Source organism: Salinivibrio sp. PR932 (genome assembly GCF_001996125.1).
GTDB classification, from domain to species: domain Bacteria; phylum Pseudomonadota; class Gammaproteobacteria; order Enterobacterales; family Vibrionaceae; genus Salinivibrio; species Salinivibrio proteolyticus.
The window spans coordinates 1-24,055 of the sequence record NZ_MUFM01000042.1 but is presented as its reverse complement, the minus strand read 5'-3'; the positions used below and the strand labels follow the sequence as shown (position 1 = coordinate 24,055).

General features: G+C 48.8%; 21 protein-coding genes. 11 read left to right on the top strand and 10 right to left on the bottom strand.

The annotated features are described in order from the left end of the window. The first annotated feature begins 52 nt into the window (after positions 1 to 52). The 3 genes from BZG84_RS14775 (at position 53) to BZG84_RS16300 (ending at position 2,529) form a co-directional block, all read left to right on the top strand. Positions 53 to 1,813, top strand: coding sequence for a PAS domain S-box protein (locus BZG84_RS14775; protein ID WP_077479642.1), 1,761 nt, complete (start codon positions 53 to 55; stop codon positions 1,811 to 1,813). Between the two features lie 92 nt (positions 1,814 to 1,905). Continuing rightward, positions 1,906 to 2,166 carry a glutathione S-transferase N-terminal domain-containing protein gene (locus BZG84_RS14770; protein ID WP_241825815.1) on the top strand — a complete coding sequence of 87 codons (261 nt, stop codon included), beginning with the start codon at positions 1,906 to 1,908 and terminating at the stop codon, positions 2,164 to 2,166. A gap of 75 nt (positions 2,167 to 2,241) precedes the next feature. Beyond that, positions 2,242 to 2,529 (top strand): hypothetical protein, encoded by a 288-nt coding sequence (locus BZG84_RS16300; protein ID WP_131825055.1) that lies wholly within the window; start codon positions 2,242 to 2,244, stop codon positions 2,527 to 2,529. 1 nt (position 2,530) lies between these two features. Here BZG84_RS16300 and BZG84_RS14765 read toward each other — a convergent pair whose 3' ends face one another. Next, positions 2,531 to 3,925, bottom strand: a complete 1,395-nt coding sequence (locus BZG84_RS14765) for a sensor domain-containing diguanylate cyclase (protein ID WP_077678399.1) — start codon at positions 3,923 to 3,925, stop codon at positions 2,531 to 2,533. A gap of 79 nt (positions 3,926 to 4,004) precedes the next feature. Continuing rightward, complete coding sequence (locus tag BZG84_RS14760; protein WP_077479639.1) at positions 4,005 to 4,892, bottom strand: aspartoacylase; 888 nt, start codon at positions 4,890 to 4,892, stop codon at positions 4,005 to 4,007. Between the two features lie 230 nt (positions 4,893 to 5,122). Here BZG84_RS14760 and BZG84_RS14755 point away from each other — a divergent pair, with 230 nt between their 5' ends. Then, positions 5,123 to 6,550 carry a 6-phospho-beta-glucosidase gene (locus BZG84_RS14755; RefSeq protein WP_077678398.1) on the top strand — a complete coding sequence of 476 codons (1,428 nt, stop codon included), beginning with the start codon at positions 5,123 to 5,125 and terminating at the stop codon, positions 6,548 to 6,550. Between the two features lie 75 nt (positions 6,551 to 6,625). Here the strand turns inward: BZG84_RS14755 and BZG84_RS14750 are convergent, their stop codons facing one another. The 3 genes from BZG84_RS14750 to BZG84_RS14740 all read right to left on the bottom strand — a co-directional run bounded on the left by BZG84_RS14750 (position 6,626) and on the right by BZG84_RS14740 (position 10,335). Continuing rightward, positions 6,626 to 7,165, bottom strand: a complete 540-nt coding sequence (locus BZG84_RS14750) for a histidine phosphatase family protein (protein WP_077479637.1) — start codon at positions 7,163 to 7,165, stop codon at positions 6,626 to 6,628. A gap of 171 nt (positions 7,166 to 7,336) precedes the next feature. Continuing rightward, positions 7,337 to 9,172, bottom strand: a complete 1,836-nt coding sequence (locus BZG84_RS14745; RefSeq protein ID WP_077678397.1) for a diguanylate cyclase domain-containing protein — start codon at positions 9,170 to 9,172, stop codon at positions 7,337 to 7,339. Next, on the bottom strand, positions 9,169 to 10,335 hold the full coding sequence (locus BZG84_RS14740; protein WP_131825054.1) for an ABC transporter substrate-binding protein: 1,167 nt from the start codon (positions 10,333 to 10,335) through the stop codon (positions 9,169 to 9,171). Before BZG84_RS14740 ends, BZG84_RS14745 begins: the two co-directional genes overlap by 4 nt. 187 nt (positions 10,336 to 10,522) lie before the next feature. Between BZG84_RS14740 and BZG84_RS14735 the strand changes: the two genes are divergently transcribed. The 3 genes from BZG84_RS14735 (at position 10,523) to BZG84_RS14725 (ending at position 12,788) form a co-directional block, all read left to right on the top strand. Continuing rightward, positions 10,523 to 10,909 (top strand): hypothetical protein, encoded by a 387-nt coding sequence (locus tag BZG84_RS14735; protein ID WP_131825053.1) that lies wholly within the window; start codon positions 10,523 to 10,525, stop codon positions 10,907 to 10,909. Between the two features lie 56 nt (positions 10,910 to 10,965). After that, complete coding sequence (locus BZG84_RS14730) at positions 10,966 to 11,322, top strand: NADH:ubiquinone oxidoreductase (protein WP_077479633.1); 357 nt, start codon at positions 10,966 to 10,968, stop codon at positions 11,320 to 11,322. A 161-nt stretch (positions 11,323 to 11,483) separates the two neighbouring features. Beyond that, positions 11,484 to 12,788: an MFS transporter gene (locus BZG84_RS14725; RefSeq protein ID WP_077479632.1), complete on the top strand. Its 1,305-nt coding sequence runs from the start codon at positions 11,484 to 11,486 to the stop codon at positions 12,786 to 12,788. A 61-nt stretch (positions 12,789 to 12,849) separates the two neighbouring features. Here the strand turns inward: BZG84_RS14725 and BZG84_RS14720 are convergent, their stop codons facing one another. Next, complete coding sequence (locus tag BZG84_RS14720; protein WP_077479631.1) at positions 12,850 to 14,520, bottom strand: methyl-accepting chemotaxis protein; 1,671 nt, start codon at positions 14,518 to 14,520, stop codon at positions 12,850 to 12,852. A 221-nt stretch (positions 14,521 to 14,741) separates the two neighbouring features. Continuing rightward, positions 14,742 to 15,779, bottom strand: a complete 1,038-nt coding sequence (trpS, locus tag BZG84_RS14715) for a tryptophan--tRNA ligase (protein ID WP_077479630.1) — start codon at positions 15,777 to 15,779, stop codon at positions 14,742 to 14,744. A 288-nt stretch (positions 15,780 to 16,067) separates the two neighbouring features. Between trpS and BZG84_RS14710 the strand changes: the two genes are divergently transcribed. Genes BZG84_RS14710 through BZG84_RS14700 form a run of 3 tightly spaced genes read left to right on the top strand, consistent with a single transcriptional unit; the run spans position 16,068 to position 18,426 of the window. Then, on the top strand, positions 16,068 to 16,799 hold the full coding sequence (locus BZG84_RS14710; protein WP_077479629.1) for a 5-oxoprolinase subunit PxpA: 732 nt from the start codon (positions 16,068 to 16,070) through the stop codon (positions 16,797 to 16,799). Then, a complete protein-coding gene (gene pxpB / locus BZG84_RS14705) occupies positions 16,796 to 17,491 on the top strand; it encodes a 5-oxoprolinase subunit PxpB (protein WP_077479628.1) in 696 nt (231 codons plus the stop codon). Before BZG84_RS14710 ends, pxpB begins: the two co-directional genes overlap by 4 nt. Beyond that, a complete protein-coding gene (locus BZG84_RS14700; RefSeq protein WP_077678396.1) occupies positions 17,476 to 18,426 on the top strand; it encodes a 5-oxoprolinase subunit C family protein in 951 nt (316 codons plus the stop codon). The genes pxpB and BZG84_RS14700 overlap by 16 nt, the downstream gene beginning before the upstream one ends. A 77-nt stretch (positions 18,427 to 18,503) precedes the next feature. Here BZG84_RS14700 and BZG84_RS14695 read toward each other — a convergent pair whose 3' ends face one another. After that, positions 18,504 to 20,333 (bottom strand): DUF3413 domain-containing protein, encoded by a 1,830-nt coding sequence (locus BZG84_RS14695; protein ID WP_077479626.1) that lies wholly within the window; start codon positions 20,331 to 20,333, stop codon positions 18,504 to 18,506. 73 nt (positions 20,334 to 20,406) lie between these two features. Continuing rightward, positions 20,407 to 20,808: a diacylglycerol kinase gene (locus BZG84_RS14690; protein WP_077479625.1), complete on the bottom strand. Its 402-nt coding sequence runs from the start codon at positions 20,806 to 20,808 to the stop codon at positions 20,407 to 20,409. Positions 20,809 to 20,904: 96 nt separating this feature from the next. Here BZG84_RS14690 and BZG84_RS14685 point away from each other — a divergent pair, with 96 nt between their 5' ends. Continuing rightward, positions 20,905 to 21,954 (top strand): glycosyltransferase family 9 protein, encoded by a 1,050-nt coding sequence (locus BZG84_RS14685; protein ID WP_077678395.1) that lies wholly within the window; start codon positions 20,905 to 20,907, stop codon positions 21,952 to 21,954. A gap of 47 nt (positions 21,955 to 22,001) precedes the next feature. Here BZG84_RS14685 and BZG84_RS14680 read toward each other — a convergent pair whose 3' ends face one another. Then, positions 22,002 to 24,038: an LTA synthase family protein gene (locus tag BZG84_RS14680; protein WP_077678394.1), complete on the bottom strand. Its 2,037-nt coding sequence runs from the start codon at positions 24,036 to 24,038 to the stop codon at positions 22,002 to 22,004. Positions 24,039 to 24,055: the final 17 nt, after the last annotated feature.

The window sequence follows — 24,055 nt, the reverse complement described above, 5'->3', positions numbered from 1 at the left end:
CCTCACATTAGTACTGATATTTGTATTAATAATGTTAATGGGAGGGCTTGCCATGTTTAAGTCAACGTTACTAAGAAAGGGTGAGGGTGCACTACAGCAAGTCCTCGATCAAGCCATCGATGCGATTGTGACGATTGATCACAACAATAACATCACTTATTACAACCCTGCCGCTGAGCGTTTGTGGGGATATCATCCCGAAGAAGTGCTCGGCAAAAACGTGAAAATGCTGGTGCCGAGAATGTATCAGGCGAATCACGACAGCTATGTCAATAATAACCGGAATACCGGTGAAGATAAGATTGTTGGCACATCACGCGATGTTCAGGTTGAACGTAAAGATGGCAGTATCGCATGGTGTAACCTTTCGCTATCGAAAGTTAAAGTTGGCAAGCATATCCACTACACCGCGTTTGTAAAAGACATCAGCAAACAGAAAGAGTCGCAAGAAATCATTAATCAAACCCTCGAACAGTGTATTGATGCGGTCGTCACGATTAACAGCAAGAACGAAGTAATTTTTTTCAATAAAGCGGCTGAAGCATTGTGGGGATGTGAGCGAGACGATGTGTTAGGCCAAAATGTGAAAATGCTGGTGCCTGCTGAAATCCAACCTAAGCATGATCAATTTGTGAATGCGAACAGGGAAACCGGTCAAGATAAAATCGTGGGTACGTCACGCGACATTGAATTACACACTTTTGACGGCCAAACGATATGGGCAAACCTATCTCTATCTCGGGTTAAACTCGACAGCGGTGATATTCTCTATACCGCGTTTGTGAAAGACATCGACGCACAGAAAAAGCAGCAAGAAGAGTTCAAGGTGTTGTCACTGGTGGCTAATGGGACGGATAACTCAGTGATTATCACCGACCCCAATGGCTTGGTTGAGTACGTGAATCCTGGGTTTACCAATATGACGGGTTATACCCTAGAGGACATGGTTGGCAAAAAGCCGGGGCATGTATTGCAAGGCAAAAACACAAGCCCAGAAACCGTGGCGCGTATTCGACGTAACCTTGACAATAACCAGCCTTTTTACGAAGAAATTCTCAACTATACCAAAGCGGGTGAACCTTACTGGATTTCGTTATCGATTAACCCCATTTTTGGTCATGATGGTCAAGTCGAGCGGTATATCTCTGTGCAGGCGAATGTTAATGCGACCAAATCTGAAGCAGTGGAGAATGATGCCCGTTTAAAAGCGATTTCCGAAAGTAACATCGTGATCGAATGTGACTCGCAAGGACATTTTGAGTTGATTAATAGTCATGGCTTAAATGCCCTTGGGGAAGAGAGTTTGGAGGCATGCCAACGCCGTTACCGTGACTTAAAAGGGTTAGTCGGTGATTATGATCTAAAACGTCTTCAATCTGGCCAAGTTATCCAGCAGCATTTTGTCTGTGAACAAGAGCAAAAGCGTGTGACGGTAGAAGCTGTAATGTCACCTGTGTTAGATGACGATGGAAAGCTTTCCAAAACGATCGTTTATGGCTCTGATGTGAGTGAACGGAACGCGGTGATCAGCGATACTCATGGGTCGATGGTGCAAATTCTAGATAGCATTGGCACCATTACAGGGACGATTAACGGCATTTCTGACCAAACCAATTTACTCGCCCTCAATGCGGCGATCGAATCTGCCCGGGCAGGGGATGCGGGCCGAGGATTTGCTGTGGTAGCGGACGAGGTGCGTGCGCTGGCACAAAAAACCACCGCATCGGCGTCAGAGATCAGTGGTCTCATTGATGAAACCCGTACACTCGTCGAGCGGTTGTCGCAATTTAGTGCCAACAAAGCGAGTGGATGACTAGCATCAATACCGTCTTCAATGCCATCATTAGGGATAAACAATGACAGTAAACAGCGGCACACCCATGGCCGCTTTTTCAAAAAGGAAACATGATGGCTGATTTGAACGAACTAAGCTTGTATCACAAAGAGCACTGCCCATTTTGTCATAAAGTTCGTGCGGTGATGGCGGAGTTAAAGCTCGATATCCCGCTGGTGGATATGAATGCGAATCCACAAGAGTGGCAGCGCCTGCAAACCGAAGGCGGCAAAGGCATGGTACCTTGTCTGCGTATCGACCAAGGCGGTGAGACGCACTGGATGTATGAGTCAGACGATATCATTGAGTACTTGCGCGACAACTTCGCGTAAGTTGCTGGCTTAATACTGAAAGGGACGTCGCTTGGGTGATGTCCCCTTCATTCGTTGCGCTATCACTCGATGCCAATGCCACCACCTTCTTCAACACCCTGTGTGATTTGTCAGCACCAACGCCCGCTGACCTTCCATCACCTGATCCCGAAAACCTGCCATAACAATAAGTGGTTTACCAAACGCTTTTCCCGTGCCTACATGCGCGAGCATGGTATCTGGGTATGCCGACGTTGCCATGCCTTTATCCATCGTCAATTTAGTGAAAAGCAGTTAGGCCGCTCCTACCACACGCTTGATCTGTTGCTCGCAGAACCTGTCATCCAAGATTATGTGACTTGGGCCCGAAAACAGCGATCTTGAATCACGCCTGCTCGATTCGGTTCCGGCCATTTTTCTTTGCTTTATAGAGTGCGGTATCCGCGCGTTGAATGATCGTATCTTGTGTATCGTGTGACACAAAATGGGTGTAACCGATACTGATGGTGCAACGTATAGCTTGCCCATCCACATGGATGACTTCGGCGTGAACGCGCTCGACGAGACGCTGGAGTACCACTTTCGCGCCGTCTATATCGGTCTCCGGTAGCACACACAAAAACTCTTCCCCGCCCCAGCGACCATATATGTCGTTGGTTCGTGATTCTTCCCTGACAATATTCCCAAAGCGCTGTAGCGCGATATCGCCAGCTCGGTGGCCATAGGTATCATTAAGATTCTTGAAATGGTCAAAGTCGACGACTGCCAGTGTTAATGGATTTTTGTAACGTTCACATCGCGCCAGTTCCTTGGTCAGTGCATTAGTCAGATAGTGGCGATTGTAGAGTTGGGTGAGCGAGTCAGTATTGGCTTGGATCTCAAGCAGTTGCTGTGCATGTTCTAACGCTTCCCAATCACGTAGTCGCGCCAGCTCATGACCCACCCACTCAGCAAATAGTCGCAATAGTTCGAAATCTTGTGGAATAAAGGGTCGAGTGGGCTCTGGACTAGAAAAATTTAGGGTGCCATAGCGCTCACCATCAATAAAAATGGGGGCGCCAATATAAGCTTCTAAAGCAAAATGTTGGTAACAGGGGTGTGAGCGGATATCACTGTTGCCAACATGATGAAATCCTTTGACCTCATTGGCTTGATAGACATGACTGCAATAGGTGGTTTGTAAATCAAATACCTGGCCGGCTTGGAGCGCACATTCGGGATGAATGGCTTGTTGGACGGTATAGCGTTGGTCGACGATTTGGCTAAGAATGCCAATGGGTAGCCCGAAGTGTTTGCAACCCAGTGATAAAATACGCTCCACGCGTTTGCTGAAGTCAAGATTGCGCGCCGAGGTAATGGAATGCAGTTGGCTAAGGGCTGATTCCACTTCAACGCGCGTGCTGATATCTTGGATAAAGGCCACGTACATAATAACGTCTTGGTTATCATCGCACACTGGACCACCGTGAGTTTCCCCCAGAAACACATGACCATCGGCGGTTTTGTATCTTACTACGTAAGCATTGTGATAATAGGGCTCCGCCTCGGGATTAAAGCGTTCACGCCCCTTAGCATCGAAGTCTTCTTGTTCGGCGTATAGCACTCGCGTGCTGGTATTTTTCACACTTTCCAGTGTACAACCAAACAGGGCTTCTGCTTCGGGGTTTAAAAACTGGATGCGCCGTTGCGTGTCGGCTATTACAACGGCGGTATCTAGATTACGAAACAGCGAGGGCAGTATCGTCTCAACGTCTTTATGATGTTCAATTGCCTTGTTCACAACTGGCTCTATACGTCTGCCGGAAATAGCTTAAGCGTAGTACAAAACCCAGTGCTTGTTCGTGTTATTGATGGGTTTATTATTTGGTGATGATCTCAATACGCTCTGCCATCGACATGGCGATGTTGTTATCGTAATACGCGGCTTCATTAATAAAATGTGGGTACGCAACATAGTCGCCTTGCCATGTTTGCTCGCTGCCATCAAACAAGATAAAGAGTGGATCCCCTGGATTCACCGGAGCGAAGTCTTTGTCTTGAACGTGTTGATGCACCATACCAATGCGTTCCCCAGATGCATCCTGAGGTAAGTGCAGTGTTTCTGTGTAACGGAACCCAGTGATCTTTTCCGGCAATTCAGGCACTTGGTCGATATTAAATAAATGAACGAAGTCAAGAATGTGCGTGGTCATTTCATGCATCGATTCCATCACATCATGGCGCAGCACCGATTGAGGTTGGGGGCCAATTTCAACGATCACACCTTGTTTAGCTACTGAGCATAAGAAGGCTTGCTGAATGGGCTCGATATGATCTTCGACTAAGATAACCGCATCGGGCATGCGTTCGATGACATAGGCGGCTAACTGGGTATTGAAGGTATCTAGGGTCAATAAAATTAGCGTCGGGCCCATATTGCTGGTGGTATTGTGCAAATCAATAATTAAATCTACTCGCGGATCGCCTTTGGGGCCGAGTTGCTGATTGAGTACCTTGGCTCTGCTCTGCTCATAGTTAGCAAGTGATTGATCAGCCAGTAACTTGGGATCAAATTGCCGATTAAGGTCACAATCGAGATAGCGCTTGTTGGCTTGATATGCGCAGGGATTTGCGAAAAATAACTCAGTAGAAAAACTGCTTCGTGTGACCGTCTCGCTATTCTGCTGCCACTGTTTAAGTGCGTAGATGCCACTGAATTCATTGCCATGGGTGCCACCAACAATCGCGACCTGACTAAAAATGCTCATTGATACTCCTTGTGGACTGATCAAACGGTATCCGTTGTATATCACTTAAGCGTATCACTGCCAGCGAAATAAGTTAACAGAATAAATTGTCTTTTATTTTGCGTTTTTATTCATTCTGGCATGGCTGTTTCCAGCAACTATATTAACTATCAATTAATCTTGGATTCAGTTCACACTTCAGCAGTATTGAACGGGGTAGGCTAGCGACGAAGACGGATAAGAGGTGATACATGAGTAAATTTCCTGAGAACTTTCTTTGGGGCGGCGCCGTGGCTGCGCATCAGGTGGAAGGGGGTTGGAACGCCGATGGCAAGGGGATCAGCATTGTCGATGTGTTGACCAAAGGTGAGCACGGCGTACCTAGAAAGATGACCGATACCATTAAGGCTGGGGAGGCGTATCCGAATCACCAAGCGGTTGATTTTTACCACCGGTATCCGCAAGACATTGCTTTATTCGCGGAAATGGGATTTAAGTGCTTCAGAACCTCGATTGCATGGTCGCGGATCTTCCCAAACGGTGATGAATCTACTCCGAATGAAGCCGGATTAGCGTTTTATGACCGCTTGATTGATAACTTGTTATCGCAGGGAATCGAGCCGGTGATCACCCTGTCGCATTTCGAAATGCCTTATCACCTTGTGAAAGCGTATGGTGGCTGGGCCAACCGCAAAGTGGTGGACTGCTTTGTGCGTTTTTGCGAGACGGTGTTCACGCGCTATCGCGATAAAGTCACCTACTGGATTACCTTTAACGAGATTAACAATCAGCTTAATTGGGACTATCCGCTATTCGGCTATTGTAACTCAGGGGTCATTTTTACCGAACACGATCACCCCGAGCAGATGCTTTATCAGGTGCTGCACCATCAATTCGTGGCGAGTGCCAAAGTGGTCGCGCTGGGCCACGTCATTAACCCAGATTTTAAAATTGGTAGCATGATCCATATGATGCCGCTGTATCCGGCAACGTGCCATCCTGATGATCTACTGGCATCTCAACGCGCGATGCGAGATAAATATTTATGCAGCGACGTGCAGGTTAGGGGCCACTATCCTCATTATATTTGGCCACAATGGGCTGCAAAAGGGATTCAGGTCGCGATGGACGACGATGACGCACAAATTCTAGAAAATGGCCGCGCGGATTTTCTGGCGATCAGTTACTACATGACCAACATTGTCGATGCCAATCCACCCGAGGAAGATGAAAATGCGTTATTCAGCGCCAGCCGTTTGAATCCGCACTTACCCGCCTCTGATTGGGGGTGGCAAATTGACCCTAAGGGGTTGCGCTACGCGCTGTCTGAGCTTTATGAACGTTACGAGAAACCGATTTTTGTGGTGGAAAATGGTTTAGGTGCGCTGGATACGAAGGAGGCATCGGGCGAGATTAATGATGATTATCGTATCAGCTACTTATCACAACACATCGAGGCCTTGGGAGAGGCAATTTCACAAGATGGGGTGGATGTGATTGGTTACACCCCTTGGGGCTGTATTGACTGTGTTTCGTTTACCACAGGAGAGTATCGCAAGCGTTATGGGTTTATTTATGTTGACCGTCATGACGATGGCAGTGGTGACTTTTCACGTCATCGCAAAAAGAGCTTTTACTGGTATCAAAACGTGATTGCCAATAATGGCCTGACAAAATAGTAGCGACGGCAAAGGGACGCATGCGGCGTCCCTTTTTACTGTACTCGAGGCGTCTATCTCTGCGTGAGAAGGTTGTTATTGACCGGGCTGATAATCAAATTCGATAATTTCGCCGTATTCAATGCCTTGTTCGCGATACCCCACAATCGCTTCTATCACATTAAAGTGGGCGACAACGGCGATGGTTGAGTAGGTTTGATAGCTATCGAGCACGGCACTGACGCGGCGGTGTAACGAGGTTGCCGATTCATAGCCTGCGTTGGTAACCTCGTTGCCATTGGCAAATAGCTCGCGATACTCAAGCCAGCGTCTATCGCGCTCTGAAAGGGGAATATAGCTGCCTTTGATATCCGCTTGCCACTCGCGTAGGTCATGTTCTACAAACAACGGGTTTTGCAGCTGACGATTGAGGATTTCAGCGGTTTGTAATGCACGCGTGTAGGGCGAAGACAGAATAATCTCTGCTTGCTGTAAGCTAGGATGATTGGCCAAGGCCTGAATGTCGGGAATACACTCACGCTGCAAGGGGGCATAGTCTTTTTCCAACTGGCTCATTTGGCGCGCGTCTGCCAGTGAGTAATCGGTTTTTCCATGACGGATAAAAACGACTTTCATAGGGCTTCCTTTTCTTGAGTCGATAACAATTTATTATTATGTTGCGCGGATGCGCTTATCGATGGGCATTGCAAAGACAGCTGCCACACCATGATGTTGGCGTTGTAGCATACCGTCATCGTCCTGTCATGAATGTCGATGGTTGCTCGCAAACGGGCGTGAGCTGGCTCGCTATTTTTCCTCTCGCTGGTCGAGAATGTTAATGCAATCGCGGCCGTCGTCTTTGGCTTGATAGAGTTGTTGGTCGGCGGCCTCTAACAGATAGGAGTCTGATGTCTCATCATCCGGTATCGTGATGATCCCGCCGATACTGACAGTGACATAATCGCCATCAGGGTTTTTCTCATGCGTCATTGCCAGTTCAGTAATATCATCGCGAATCGCATTGGCCAAGCCGTCGAGCTGTGCGGCATGCTTAGGGGGAAGTGTGATGGCAAATTCTTCTCCCCCGAACCGTGCAACCGTGCCTTCATACTCTTGGGTACGGGTGAGTAAAACACGCGCGATTTGAGTGAGTGCGTCATCGCCTTGTAAGTGTCCATACTCATCGTTGTAGGCTTTAAAATGGTCGACATCGATCATCATGACCGCGACTGGATGGTTTTTTTTGATGCCGTCGTAAATATGATTGCTGAGCTCACGTTTAAACGGGCGGCGGTTCATGAGCCGGGTTAAGTCGTCGGTTTCTGCTTGTACTTTCAGTCGCTCATTGGCAATGATCAATTCTTCTTGTAACTGCTCCATGGCAACATGATTGCGTTCGCGGATCATGACTTCACTGATTGCAGTCGCAAAGCGTTTGAGCAACAGTGTTTTGTTGTTATCCCAAATAAAGGGTAAATGGCGATTCGCCACTGTGATCATGCCAAAGCTTTTTCGGCCGTCAGTTAGCGGAAATGCGGCAATAGAGAGAATGCCGCGATGGCGTAACCAAGTTCGTTCGTTGATAGCGTCTTCGCCTAACTGTCCGACATGGGGAACCACCAGCGCTTCTGTATCCGCAAGCCAACGCTTGATCATGTGCATTTCACTTAGGTCGACCACATCTGGGGCGAAGGTAATCTCCTGTGGCCAATAGCAACGACGCTCAGCGCGATAGGCATCGAAGGCGTACCAGCTGATTGCTTCTACCCCCAAAAGCTTTGCCATGCTGGGGAGCACTTGCTCAACATCTTCCGTGATATTGTGGGAGTCAGAGCTTAGAAACTGAATGGAAATATCTGCGAGCAAAGAGCTTGCGTTTGATTGCCAATTGAGTGCCTTGGTACGCTGTTCGACTTGTTCTTCCAGCAATGTTTGATGTTGTCTTAACTCTCGCTCGGTAATACGCTTTTGCAGAAAGTCATCGCGGATACGCGATTGCATGGCGTTGATGGAACGCGCCACCTTACCAATCTCATCGCCGCGTTGGATCAAGCTTACAGGTACACAGCTTTGATTGGTTTTTTCTGATTGATACCGGTCCAAAGAATTTGTTAACTGCTTTAGTGGTCGAGAACATAGTCGGTTGACCACCCAAAGTACGATGATAGTGATGATGAATGCTTCAGTAAAATGGACGAGTGCGAGAGGAGTCGCACTATCAAGCGCCTCCCGTTTTACCTCGTAGCGATTGAGTACCATATTCAGCGTACCGATGTTATTCCCCTGCACGCTTAAAAGAACTTGATGATTGGCATCACAATGACTACTCGTGCTATTAACTTCGCTGATCTGGGTGCCATCAAAGCCTTTTACCTCAACGCGGCAAACGGTTGGGATCATCGACAACCCTTTAACACTGCGACGTACGAGTTCTAAATCGACCACCCAGAGCGCATGACTAATCACACGCGCGGCGTCCGTGCTGCGACTTTCGATTAGTGTGGTCGAGGTGGCTACCGCACGTTGGTAGTTAAGATACATCTGAGATAGCGTGCTTCCGATAGAAAACAGCAAACTGAGCGCCAGTACCACAAACGCGATACGAGCTTGGAGACCTTTTAAATTGATATCGAATTGGGTCACTGGTTGATCCGTTCCATTTTATCAGCACCGCAGTGCGAGCGTTGTTGACGAGCCATTTCTTTGAAAGAGATATGGTCCCAAGCATCGGCCTGTAAAAAAGAAAAATAGGGTGTGTTGGGCTCTATCAACTGGAACAACTGGTCAGCGCATAATAACGGTAATGAAAGGCCATTTGCATGGGCATAAATACGGGTAAGTGCTATGCCTCCCGCAGAGAAATGTCCGCCGCCCAGTGCCGAGATAATACCTTGCTGTCTCAGCGATAGAACCTTTGCTGACGTATTCACTGTCGCGAAAAAAATATCTTCACCCGGCTTTTTCCCCATTTCTTGCGCCGCTTTGATGGCGCCAAATGCCATATGATCATTCGCGGTCCAAACGTATCTCAACGCTGGATAACGTTGCAGCAACGTGCCCATTTGTTCATAGCTTATTGCTTCATCCCATTGCCCATGAACGACTTGCATTAATTCAATCTGCTGATGGCTTTTGAAATAGTCGCGAGCGCCAGCTTCGCGGGCAACAGAGGCCGGAGTGTTGAGATCGCCCGATATTATAACCGCTTCGCCGGGTTGTTGGTGGCCAGCTTTTACCATGGCCTCAGCAATTTTCTCCCCAATATAGCGATTATTTGGGATCACGCTGGGTAACAAATATTGCTGCCAGTGAGGATCGCTTAACAGGTTTGCGCGCACTTCTGCATCGATGTCATTTAAGATGACCTGAACGTAAATCGGGTGTTGACGTAAAATCGGAAAAAGGTGATTGGCTGCCAGCTTTTCATTCACAATGATCACATAGTTGGGAAGGGGGGGCTTATTCAGTCTCGCCGAGAGTATTTGACGCATCGCAAAGTGATTACGGGAGGCGTGGCGGATATCTAACTCGATCCCAAGAGCGTCCGCAGCGGCTATGCTGTATTGATCGACTTCCTGCCAGAAGCTTTCAGACGCATGCCCTGGATTGATGAATAAAACACGTATAGGTTGCTCTGCCTTTGCAGAAGCACTCAGCATGATGATCAGACTGATAAACACGCTCAGACAACGCATTATCTTCTTTTGCATCCTCTCGCGGCCTCGTTGATGAAAATCTCCCAGTACAAATAATAGTTTAGCTAGATATATTAAGAATGATGATGTGGTTCGGTATTTTCGCGACAAAATTATGATGATTGTTTTGCGATAAGTGAGGTTGCGAGGCTATTCATAGTTTACATGTTTAATTGCTAGACGCTTGGGCACTATCGAGTAAATTTGATTAGGCAAGCGTTGGACGATAGGGCATGATAATGCAGTAATTATGACGATGATTGTCATTACTGGTGACGAAAAAAACGACAATTGAAAGATGAAAACCTATAACGATAAAAAGAGAATAAAGCGCCATTTCCCGATGGATTTTTATGGTGACGGTGAGGGTTGGCGCTTTGCGGTACGGGCAGAAACGCCACAACAAGTACTGGCAGCAAAATGTTGGGTAGCGCTTTTAAGTGCGCGTCGTCGCGAGTTTCGGATTGTGGATTTAGCGATTGAATGCTTCACCTATGTGGGTAGCGCGGATGAGGGCGCTGGACGCATCGGAGCCGACTATGGCACACGTGTCAGCGTAAAACGCCAAGGGCAAGTGATCTCGGTGGATGCGCTGACACAACGTTACGGCGCCATTATGACGGTAAAATCCCGCACTCTTTCATCTATGTGCACCCAACCTGCAAGCGGTGTCGCACTCTCTTAAGCCTTCACTCTCACCCTTAGCCAGCCAGTGGCATAATAGAGAAAAAGGCAGGAAACATGGCATTTATTCTTCTTCTCGTGCTGACCATAGTCGGCGGTGTGCTGGCGGGTGAGCATTTCCATTCTTATCTTCTTGGGCTGTGCGTCGCTAGTACAGCGGTGGGTGCTTGCTATTGGATCACGTTTCGTAGCAGCCATTACCCCCAGTTTGCGCTGTTTTTGTTGTTGCTCGGGGTGGTCGCTAAGATTGCAGTGACGGCGGCGGGTGTCCTGCTCGGGTTAAAACATGCGTTGATCACCTCGCCTTTGGTCTTTTCGCTTTCGTATTTGTTTTTCCTGTTTGCCTCGACCTATTGCTATTTTCGCTATCGTGAATATTGGCTTACGCGCTTGAGCCATAAAGACTTACAGTAAGTACCAACACTGTACGATACCCAGTATGGGCAGTATTTAAAGCAACATATTCAGTTTTCAACGCGGCGGTCTTGGGTTCGCCATGATGAACATTATCACGTTGATTTTGCCGTACCTTGCCAATATGGGCAGAATAAAAACAAAAAAGACTGGGAGAAAGCGTGCACAAACTAGCGGATGACTTACACCAAAAACTTTTTAATGAAGAAGATGCGCGTGCCTGTAAAGACATTGATGGCAGTGCGTGCCGTGAGGTTCCGGGCAATTTTTTCCGCATCATCGTTAGCCAAGGACTCACCAAAATTGGCGACGCGGTATCTAACCCGAAAATTGTCTTGCCAGCGCTTCTCACCGCGGTTGGTGCTCCCTTGTCGTTAATTGGCTTATTGGTGCCCATACGAGAGGCGGGCTCGTTAGTGCCTCAGTTGGGTATCGCCGGTTATGTCCGCCAATTTGCGGTACGTAAGTGGGCATGGGTGGCGGGCTCTGTCATTCAAGGGGCGTGTATCCTAGCCATGGCGATCGCTGCGTTACTTTTAACCGGTCAGGTAGCCGGCTGGAGCATTATCGGCTTGCTGGTGGTATTTAGTTTGGCGCGAGGCTTGTGCTCGGTCGCCTCGAAAGATGTGTTAGGGAAAACCATTCCTAAGCCGCAACGAGGACGCTTGAATGGGTGGTCGTCAAGCTTGGCGGGGGCGGTGACGATTGCCGCCGGTGTCGGATTATTCAGTGTCTCGGATCAACAGCATGTGTGGGTCTATTGCGCGCTATTGGCGTTCGGCGCAGTGCTTTGGTGGATTGCCGCGGCGGTTTACAGCCAAGTGGATGAATACGAAGGGGCCACTGAAGGTGGTGCCAATGCGCTCACGCATGCGATTTCTAAACTGCGCTTATTGGTGGATGATAGACGCCTACGCCACTTTGTGATCACCCGTTCACTGTTACTCTGTTCGGCCCTATCCGCGCCCTATTATGTGCTGTTAGCTAGTCAGCATAGCCAAGCGTTAGCGATCACCACCGCAAGTTTTGTTGCGATTAGTGGCATCGCAAGTTTGTTGTCGGCCCCTTTTTGGGGACTGTTTGCCGATCGGTCTAGCCGCCAAGTGATGATAATGGCTGCCGTGGTGACGGCGTTATTGGGGCTGGTGGTGGTGAGTATCGGTCAGTGGTATCCCGCGCTGTTTTCTTTTGCGTCGGTACTGCCTGGCGTCTACTTTGTCCTGACCATTGCTCACGAGGGTGTGCGGCTTGGGCGTAAAACCTACATCGTGAATATGGCTGAGGGCAATCAGCGCACCGATTATGTCTCGGTTAGCAATACGTTGATTGGCTTCATGCTCTTATTCATGGGTGGCGTCACGGCATGGTTGAGCCAGTGGGGGTTGATGGTGGTGATTGCGGTGTTATCGGCGCTTGGCCTGCTGGGTGCATTGATGGCACGCGCGCTGCCAGAAGTAGAAAGATAAGCCGGCGGGCGGAATAGAAAAAGGCGCTAGCGATTAGCGCCTTTTGGTCTGGTGTTGCCGGTTAAACCTTAAATTGGCTCACCAGACGTTTGAGCTCTTCGCCTGTCTGGTTTAAGTCAGTTGCCGCTTGTGACGAGTCATTACTGGCGTTGAGTAGCTGGCTCACAATGTCGCGAATCGATACCAGATTACGGTGAATGTCTTCGGTCACCGTGGTTTGCTCCGAGGCAGCCGAGGCAATATAGCTGGTCATGTCATTGATTTGGGTAATGGCGTTACTCACCGAATCAATGCCGCTACCAATTTCGTTGGATGCCTCCGAGGTTTGCTGGCAGGTATCGTTACTTTGCTTCATCCCATCTACAGCTTGATTGACGTACGACTGTAGCTCATCCAGCATTTCGCGAATTTCGTGAGTGCTCTTTTGCGTGCGGCTTGCGAGGGTTCTCACCTCATCAGCGACCACCGCAAACCCGCGACCTTGTTCGCCTGCACGTGCGGCCTCAATGGCAGCGTTAAGTGCCAGCAAGTTGGTTTGTTCAGCAATATCGCCAATCACAGAAAGCACGCCGGTAATCTTATGGGACTGCTCATTTAGCGAATCCACATGCGTACTCGAGGTATTCATTTGCTCGACCAGCGCTTGCATCGAGGTGATCGAGAACTGAACTTTCTCTTGGGCGTGACGCGCGTCGTCAGTAGCTGCACTAGTGGCATCAGCCACCTGGGTGGCGTTCTGTGACACCTCTTGCGCAGCCGAGCTCATCTGGGTAACAGCGGTGACCACTTGCTCGGTCTCGTTATCGTGAGTCTGTAATTGCGTGGCAACCATCTGGGTTTGCTCGTCAATCGTGCGTGCGGTGTGGCTCACTTTTTCCGTAACATCCACCACACTGCGGATGGTGGTTTGCAGCTTGTCGATAAAGCGGTTAAACGCATCCCCAAGCAGAGCAATTTCGTCACTGCCTTTAATTTTCAGGCGCTGGGTCAGGTCGCCATCACCGTCGGCAATATCATTGAGGTTGTCCAGCATGTCTTTCACCGGTATTGACATCCGTTGGGCAACAAAGGCGACGGCAACGAACGTAATGATCAAAATAAGAATACCCGCAATGACCATGCGCGCAGTTTGTGCCGCTAAAGCCTGTTCTGCATTTTCGCGGAAACCGGCAACGCGTGCCTCAATATCGTCAATGTACGCCCCGGTCCCCAACATCCATTGGCCGTTATTGACCATATCGGCATAGCCAATCTTTTCGATCAATTCATTGGTACCCGGCTTTTGATAGAGGTAGGTGAAGGTGCCATCACCGCTTTGCGCCGCTTCGAGCAGGCCTACAATAATTTTGTTGCCCTTGGGATCTGTAAGATTGATCAAGGACCGGCCTTCAAGCTCTGGCTTTAAGGCATGGAATACGTTGTTACCTTGTTTATCGTAGATGTAAAAGTAGCCTGCCTTACCAAAGGTCACTTCGCGAAGTGCATCTTTAACATTTTGTGTGGCATCACCGCCCGCTTGCTGTGCGTTTTTTACTACAGTCGCGGCAATTTCTGTGGCTTCGCGAAGCTGCATTTTTCGCTCATCAATTAATTTGGTTCGAAAAGTGGCAATGTTCTCTTCGACCAGCTCTCGCTCGTAATAGGTAGTGATAAATAACGTAACGAGAATGGATAATACCAAGGGTACGATGGCAAGCACTAAGAGCTTTCCGCGCAGCATTAACTTCAACATACCGGATACCTTGTGTTAATTATGGTTTCGAATTCGCTAAAGTATGGAAGACATTTTTTCCGTTTGCCGCGCAAAAAGCCCTTTTATTTGATGTGGATTGGGAAACATTCTGCAATCTTTTACATCTGTCTAACTCGTTATGCAAAAGAGATTGCGATAACTATCTGATTCATCACTGGTAAGTAAGTATAAGCCATTTTTCACTCACCCCTCTTACCTCTTTATCCCACAAGCAGGCCCAATGCACGCTTAACGTTCTGGCATGTTTGTTCTGTCTGTATACGCGCCTTTTTTTGCCCATCTTTTAGGATATCTGACAAGTAATCAGGGGCGTTCATGAGTGCTTTTCGCCGTTCTCGAATGGGCGATATCAGGGAGATTAAGCTATCGGTCAACACGTTTTTCACTGTCATATCCCCCAGACCTCCGCGCTGATAATGTGCTTTGAGTTCGGCGACGTGTTGAGCGTCAGGGTGGAAAGCGTCCAAATAGGTAAAAACGACATTGCCTTCGACTCGGCCGGGGTCTGAGACGCGTAGGTGTTGAGGGTCTGTGTACATGGATCGCACCGCGTCACGTATGGTGTCATTGTCATCGCTAAGATAGATGGCGTTACCCAAAGATTTTGACATCTTGCTTTTACCATCAACACCCGGCAAGCGCGATGCTTTGCTGGTAAGTGCACGACATTCGCGTAATACAGGCTCGCCGACAACGTGATTAAATTTGCGCACAATGTCGTTGGTTTGCTCGATCATAGGAAGTTGATCATCGCCTACTGGCACGAGGTTAGCGCCAAATGCGGTGATGTCGGCGGCTTGACTGATTGGGTAGGTTAAAAAACCGACGGGAACTTGCTGTCCAAACTGCTTGTCGTTGATTTCGTGTTTTACCGTGGGGTTGCGGACCAGTCGTGCGTAACTCACTAAATTACTATAAAACATGGTGAGTTCTGCGAGCGCAGGAAGTTGGGATTGCTGACAAATTGTGACCTTATCAGGGTCAAGCCCAACCGCGAGATAGTCCGCGACCAAGCCTAAAATATGCGTGGCGACGTGACCTGGTTGATGACCATTGTCGGTTAATCCCTGCATATCTGCGACCAGAATGGTTTGAGCACATTGTCCTTGTAACGCAAGTCGTTGGCTAAGTGAGCCACTGTAATGACCAAGATGTAAGCGGCCAGTGGCGCGATCGCCGGTCAGAATAACGTCGTTTTTGTCGATAGCGTTTTTGTCGATAGAGTAGGGGGGGTGCATTGGTGTCTCCTTGAGGATAAAAGCCGACGGAGACAGGGAAGTTGAAAACGACTCATTGACTGCCTACCGGCGGCCAATGAATACCCAGACTCAATGGCACGCTAAAGCGCGCGCCACCACTGGGTGCGAAAAATCAATAGAGTGTGTGTATCAAATACCGTTTTCATAGTGGTTTAAACTATCAGTCTTATGAGTACGACACAAGACTCACATCCTGACTATTTTGTTGGTTTATCCGCGGGTTAAAAAGCCGTAAGGTAAAGCAAAGTCAGTGAAATCGAGGGAGTGATGAAACTAAACGCAGACATGGGTGAAAGCTTTGGTGCGTGGTCGATGGGGATGGATAGCGCGCTAATGCCGTGGATTGATATGGCCAATATCGCGTGTGGTTTTCATGCCTCAGATCCTGATGTAATGGCGGCCACGGTGGCACTCGCAGTAAAGCACAATGTGAGTATTGGTGCTCATCCCGGCTACGCCGATAAGCAGGGCTTTGGCCGCCGTCATATTGATCATACCCCTGCACAAATTAGTCACCTTGTTCGCTATCAAATTGGCGCGTTACAAGGGATCTGTGCACGCTTTAATGCGAGCCTTGATTATGTGAAGCCCCATGGTGCGCTGTATAACACCATGATGGTGGACAATGATTGCTTTGAAGCGGTGTTGGCTGCGGTGGCTGATACGCTGCCCAATACGCCATTAATGGTGTTGGCATTGCCTGATAACCGTCAGCATCGCCAGCTTGCCCAACAAGTCGGTGTGCCGCTGATTTTTGAGGCCTTTGCTGATAGAGCCTACCTGGCGTCAGGGCAATTAGCGCCGCGCGGTCAACCGGGCGCGGTGTTAGATGACGCTAACGCGATGATTGCGCAGGTGTTGCAGCTATCTCAACATGGCACGGTGACAACCCTTGAGGGGCAAACGCTCACCCTATCGCCGGATACGGTGTGTGTGCATGGAGATAATCCACAATCGGTCGAGGCGATAAAACAACTCAGAAAGGCCTTAACACCATGACACTCAAGGTTGAGCAGGTCAGTGAAACCACGGTAATGATCCGGTTGGGCAATAAGATCGATCTTGCCTTAGTTCCACAGTTATCTGCGCTGTGTGAGCGAATCCGCCAACACTTTGGCCGTGGTGTGGTTGAATTAATTCCTGCCTACACCAGCGTTCTGGTAGAAGTGAATGTTCGCTTACTGTCACCAGACAGGTTGAAAACGTGGGTGATGAACCAAGGCGAATCACTGCGAGTCACCGATGACGCCGTGGGCGGAAAACACGTGATATTGCCGGTGTATTATCACCCTTCGGTTGGGCCCGATCTGGCTGCGGTCGCCGAGTTTGCTGGCGTGAGTGAGCAAGAGGTGATTGCGCGACACAGCCAACAAACTTACACCGTTTGTGCGATTGGTTTCGCGCCCGGCTTTGCCTTTCTTGCGTCGGTGGATGAGACGATAGCCATGCCGCGGCATACCACGCCTCGCCATCAGATCCCCGCCGGCAGTGTGGGCATTGCACAACAGCAAACTGCGGTGTATCCGGCGGCGTCGCCCGCAGGCTGGCAAATTATTGGTAACTGTCCCAAGGTGCTATTCAATCCCCGTCAATCGCCCATGATGCCGTTTGATGTAGGTGATACCGTCCGTTTTGAGCCAATGTCAGAGTCTGATTACCGCGCGGCAGGAGGTCAATGGTGGCAGGATTAACGGTGCTCGACCCCGGCGTATTGAGCTTGGTGCAAGACACAGGGCGCTACGGGGTGGGCCAGCTTGGCTTAAGCCAAGGCGGGCCGGTCGATTGCCACGCTTTTGCTTGGGCGAATTATTTACTCGATAACCCCGCCAATACACCGCTTGTCGAGATAACCATGGGTCAAGCACGTTTTCGTGCTGACCACGCGATGTCGATCGCCATCACCGGCGCAGACATGCAACCTTGTATCAATGGTCAGCGCGTGGGTATGTGGCAGACGTTGACGCTAAATGCGGGTGATGAATTGCGTTTACGCTACGCGCGCCGTGGTTTGCGGGCCTATCTCGCGGTGTGTGGCGGCTGGGCGGTCGATGGGGCATTTGGCAGTGCTGCGACGGTGATGCGCAATCAACTCGGCGGCCTCCATTCCGGATTAGGTGAACAGGCGGGAGGCATGGCGCTCACCAAAGGAGATGTATTGCCTTGCCGACCGCATGCGCTGTTGCCGAGGGTGCGCGGTGTACCGACACGTTTTATTCCTGACTACAACGCCCTGACCCCACTGGCGCTTGTGCCGGGGTATCAATTTGATAGCTTCAGCGCCGAGGCGCTAACGGCATTTTTTGATGGTGAATACACGGTCAATCAGCACAGTGATCGTATGGGCGTGCGCCTCAATGGACCGAGCGTCGTGAGCAAGCAACCGGGTATTGTTTCCGAAGGCATTGCACTCGGCGCCGTGCAAGTACCCCCGGATGGTCAGCCGATTGTGTTGCTCAACGATCGGCAAACACTCGGTGGTTATCCTAAGCTTGGCTGTTTAACCCGTGCCAGCTTGAGCATGTTGGCGCAAACGCCACCCGGTCAGGCCGTGCGCTTTTATCCAGCGCGGCTGGCGGATGCATCGGCGCAATGGCAAGAGTTTGTGCAGTTTTTTGACTGGATATAGCCTGCAGAAAATGGATAGATGAGCCTCTGGAAGACAGAGGCTCATAAACGGATAGGCCTTAACGTGCAAGCGACGGACTAGCGGAAACGGCTGATTTGCTCGAGGGCTTTTTCCATTTGCGCAAAGTCAGGTGACGCGTTTTCTATGGGTCGGTTGGTGTTATCCATGTATTGATATTGCCCCCCCGCACCCACTTCTAAAATAGTGTCGTCGGTCACTAACGCATAGCCGCTGTAGTTTGACGATAACACCCAATCTTGGCCGGGGTTTGGTGCAAATAAGTCATGACCAATCGCATAGCTGGCTGGATCGGACGTTACGCCCAAATAATGCTTCATTAGGGTAGGCGCAACATCTTGGTGGCTGGTGAGTTGTTTGCCGGTATCGACCTGTTTTGCCTCGATGCCGGGGCCTATCATCGCGAAAGGCACATGAATTTGTGGGTCAGTAAAGTTACTGTTATGCCCCCAAAAATTCAGTTGGTTGTCATTCATTTCTTGGCCGTGATCGCCAGTGAGCACAATCAAGGTATTATCGAACTCTCCGCTTTGTTTTAGCTCCTCAATGACCTTGGCCACCAAGCTATCCACGTAGCGCACGCTGGTCTTATAGCGATTGAAAAACGGTGTCGGGTCTGTCTCGTTATTTAGCTTGAGGTAGTTAATTTCGTCCAGCATCGGCTGATACTTGGGGGTAAAGTCCGCAGGAAAATCATAGCCATGTGGCGCATCGTAAAACAAAAACGAGAAAGTAGGACGATTGGGGTCACGCTTTTGGTGCCAACGGATCCAATCTTGGGTGAGATCTGCGTCTAGCTCGGCGGGAGAGTCGCCCTCAGAGCCGTTACGTAAATCGGCTACCTTGGCAAACACGGTTTGGTTAAATTCCGGCTTTTCCAATTGCGCGGCGGTAAAAATACCCAGTTGATAATCGAGCGCTTGCAGGCGGTCCATCAGCACCGGAGATTGCTGATTGGCAAGAAAACTGTGCCAATAGGTGCCCGGTATGCCATAAAACAGGCCAAAAATGCCGGTACGGGTGGCGTTCCCCGTCGCAAGATGATGTGAATAGGTACGACCATTTTGTGCCAGTGCCCAAAGGTTGGGCGTGTTGTCAGCATTGAAGGTATCCGCGCGCCATGAGTCAACCACCAAAAACATGATATTTACCGGTTGTTCAACATGGATGGTTTCTAATGGTGAAAGCGGGTAGTTAAGGTCGGCTTCGCGATCTACATCCATCGCCTTTTGGCGCGCTAGAGCTTGTTCATCAATCCAACCATTTTTGCGCATCATGCTGTTGGCGGTGGCTGGATAGAAAAGTGGCAAATAACGTTTCACCGTTGTCACGGGTTGGTACGCGTAGGCCGCGGCCCAAATATGAATCCCATGGGTGGCAAGCAAGGTAAGAAACGTGAGCAGCGCAAATTTTTTGCCGACTTTGTGCTGGTGGGAAAAACGTGTGCGCGACAACGCAGCCAAAAGTGCCCATTGCGCGGCGAGGCAGGCAATCACGCCACCTATTACCATCAGCCAAGTGATCAGCGGGAAGCTGACAATTTGCCCTGCGAGGATCAGATCTAGCACCATGGCATTAATATGGAATCGGTACTGGGCAAACACGATGGTATCGATGAAAAGCGTGATCACACCCACCGAGGCAATCAAGGCGAGCAACGGTTGGCGCACCTTGGTGGGCAGCATTAGCAGCGGAAGTGTTATCAAGCCAACAATGGCGGCAAGTAAGGCCATTTGGCTAAAGGTACTGACCACGATAAAGGTGATGCCAAGTGGTTCTGTGGGAAAGCTAGGTAGAAACGCAAAGTAGCGGCTGGCTATTGCCATTAACACAAGGGCGTTAATGGCGATGAACCAGCTGTGTGTTTGAAGTCGCGATTTAAAAGACATGATTTCTCATCACAGTTAAGTTAATCAATCGGCAACATAATGGACGCGTTGCCGGGTTGTATGACGATGTGTGTTATCGAATAAGTAGGACACCAAAGTGATGCCATAAGATGGTAAGCCAGATTACACCTGCTAAAAGCAAACTGACAAACACCGCCGCAGAGCCGATGTCCTTTGCTCTGCCACTAAGCTCATGACGCTCTTCACCCACTCTGTCGACCACGGCTTCAATGGCGGAGTTAAGCAGTTCGACGATAATCACTAACACAATGACGCCGAACATCATCAAAGATTCCATCACAGGCAATTGTAGCCAGAGTAATACGGCTAGCGCCGCAACCAACAATACAACTTCTTGACGGATCGCGGCTTCATGGTGATATGCCGCTTTTAATCCAGCCCAAGAATAGCCAGTGGCTTTAATGATACGTATCAGCCCTCGCGGCTTTTCTGAGGGGGATGTATTAGCGCCCATAAATACATTCTCGTAACAATTTGATCGATAGGCTGGCATTTTACATTTAACCGAGCCAACTGCATAATCGGCGCGATAACTTAATTGGAATTTGTTATGCCTCTGTTTACTCACGCCCCACGCTCCCTGTGTTTTTTACGCCTATCTGCGATTGGCGATGTTTGTCATGCGGTCGCGGCGATTCAAGCCGTGCAGCGCCATTGGCCGCAGACGCAGATCACTTGGGTGGTTGGTAAAGTTGAAGCACAGCTTCTAGCTGGACTTGATGGGGTGGAGCTGGTGGTGTTTGATAAAAAAGCGGGATTAGCAGGCATGCGTCACGTCTGGCGGCAGCTGAAAGGGCGCCGGTTTGATGCGTTAGTGCATATGCAGCTTGCTTTACGCGCGAGCTTATTGACTGTGGGGATCGGCGCGCGCTATCGCGTGGGATTTCACCGCCACCGAGCGAAAGAGGGACAGTGGCTGTTTACCAATAAACGGATCCCCGACACCCAATCTCGCCATGTGTTAGATAGCTTTTTCGCCTTCACTCAATATTTGGGTGTGCCAGTTACGCAGCCGCAGTGGCAACTACCACTTTCTGAAGACGATCATGCATTTGCCAAAGCGCAACTCGGTGACAAGCCCACTGTCGTGATCAGTCCTGCCGCGAGTAAAGATGAGCGTAACTGGCTGCCAGAGCGCTATGCTGAATTTGCCGACTACGCGGTCGGTAAAGGTTATCAGGTGGTACTCTGTGGTTCACCGGCAGCGCGTGAAAAAACGCTGGCCGCCCGCATTATTGCCGACGCCAACGTACCACTGATTAACTTGGTGGGACAAACAAGTCTCAAGCAATTGGCCGCGGTGCTCGCACGTGCCGATGCGGTGCTAGCCCCCGATTCCGGCCCCGCGCACATGGCAACCACGCAAGGCACGCCCGTTTTAGGTCTTTACGGGCATAGTAATCCGAAGCGGACCGGCCCTTATAACAACCTCGCGGATGTAGTCAGTGTCTATGAAACCTTTGCTGAACAGCAACATGGCAAGCCCGTTAATCAATTGGCATGGAGCACTAGGGTGAAAGGCGATCATGTGATGGCTGCCATTGATACACAGCAGGTGATCGACGCGTTTGAAACCATGATGGCGAAGCAATATCACTGAGGTTAGCGCGTAGGTTGATGATAAGGCGCCACCTACGCGCTTCTGTTTTACTTATTCGTCGTAGTGGGACGTATCAGCGCATGTTTTTCACTGTTGGCGTTAACCCTAAATCTTAGAAAGTTATGTTGAAGCTTTTGATAGTTTCTACCCCAGTTTGGCTCTGAATTTGTGACAGCTTCGCGTTCGTTAGTTAGTAATGAACGCCAAGGGTAGAGTTTTTTAGGCGATGATAGACGATATACCCCCTGCGAGTTGATAACTACAGAGTTATTGTAGCCATAATTAGAGACAGGCTGTTTTTGCAGCAAGTTTTCTCCGCCTAAACTCGAGTATAGCGAGTTGGATAAGCTAAAGTGATAGAGCGTAGGGAAAATATCGCGGTGTGAGCCGATACGCGTTGGGTCATAATAATAAGATGTTTGAGTTAGAATTTTTTTTGGTACTTTAAGAAAAAATGGAACAGCATAATTCAGTGCAATTTCGTTCTGTGCACCTTTTGATAAAAATCGTAAATGATGGTCCCCTGTTGCAGCAATAATAGTGCGCTCAGAAAGTGGTGAGTCATCAATTGCCTCTATGAAACCGCCTAAAGCATCGCTAGCATATTGGTAGGCTTTTAACATAGTACTTACTTCAACTGTTTCACCATGGACTCGACTTTTTAATCGTGGGCTCGCAGCGACTGGCTTCGCTTGATAGTTATCTGGCACATAAAAAGGGGAGTGGTTCGTCACCGTCATTATATAGATAAAGGTTGGTTTGGATGCTTCTTCAAGAATTTTTTGTGCTAACTTGAAAGTATATTCATCTGCGACTCCCCATGTCCCGGCACTTTTTTTCGCTGCGGGGAATGTATCGATAATTGTGTTTTCGTCGTAAACGTGATCAAATCCTTGCAACGGAAGGTAACGTGATAGATTTCTCCACATTGCATTGCCACCATAGATAAAAATGGTTTGGTATCCTGCACGCTCATAAGGTTCTATGGCACTATCTGACAGAGGTTTTGCACTATAAGTTGAGTGGCTTATTGTGGGGATGTCACTGTGAAAGAGCATCATGACGATGCTATCAATAGTGGCAGAAGTACTGGCTAAGAAACGCGTAAAAACGAATTCTTGTTGGAAGTAAGGGCGTAGCCTTCCCAATAAATCATTAGTTTCTTTATTATCCTCAACCAACATATTCATCCCCATGCCTTCCATCAAAGTCATAACGACATGAGGCGGGTTATTTTTTAAATAGTCGTTATTTAATGTTCTTTCAAAGGGAGTGGATTTACCAAGCACAGCAAACATTTGTTCTCTTAATTCTTTTTCTTCTATCGAGGAGAGGATCTCTTGTTTTTGATAATCACTCCGTGCCCAATCAAGAGCCATAAAAGCATTGGGAACTGCTGCATTTAGTAATGGCAGCTCGGATACACTAGCATGATAGCGTTTAAGTGGTAGTGATCCTATCGAACCGCGAGCGACGATAAAATAAGCAACAACAAACGCTGCTATCGCCATGCAATACATGATATGTGATCTTATTGACAGGGATTGGTAACGTTCATTTGAGTTGTATGAGTTGTATGAATTGTATTTTATACAAAAAGTATGCCCGAGAAAAAATGCGATAATAATTGTGGCTGTAATACCTGATAATAATGGATAGCTTTGCCAAAGCGTATCCATGATTGCTTGACTATCATCGTCAAACAAACCAAATAGGAATACATCAAGATGGTTACCATATGCTAAAAAGTAGTAAACATTTATTGCAGAGGCTAGGATCATTAAGGCATAGATGACAGTCGCATACCAACTCGAGATTTTTGTTATTTTTTGGAAAAAACGTGCCGAGGTGAGGCTTAATAAGCCAGCGAGTATCAATGGAGCAAAACCTATAGCTACTATTTTTGCGTCAAATCTGAATCCAACCCATAATGCCCTAAGTAGATCTTGAACGCGTATGTCGAGTTCGATGTCAGTATTCACAAACCACAATAATGCCAGCCGCCCAAGAGTGAGAATGGCAAGCCCTGGCAATATATAGCGAAAACTCATTATAAATAAAAAACGAAAGCGATATTGATACATACCTTATACTTATACTT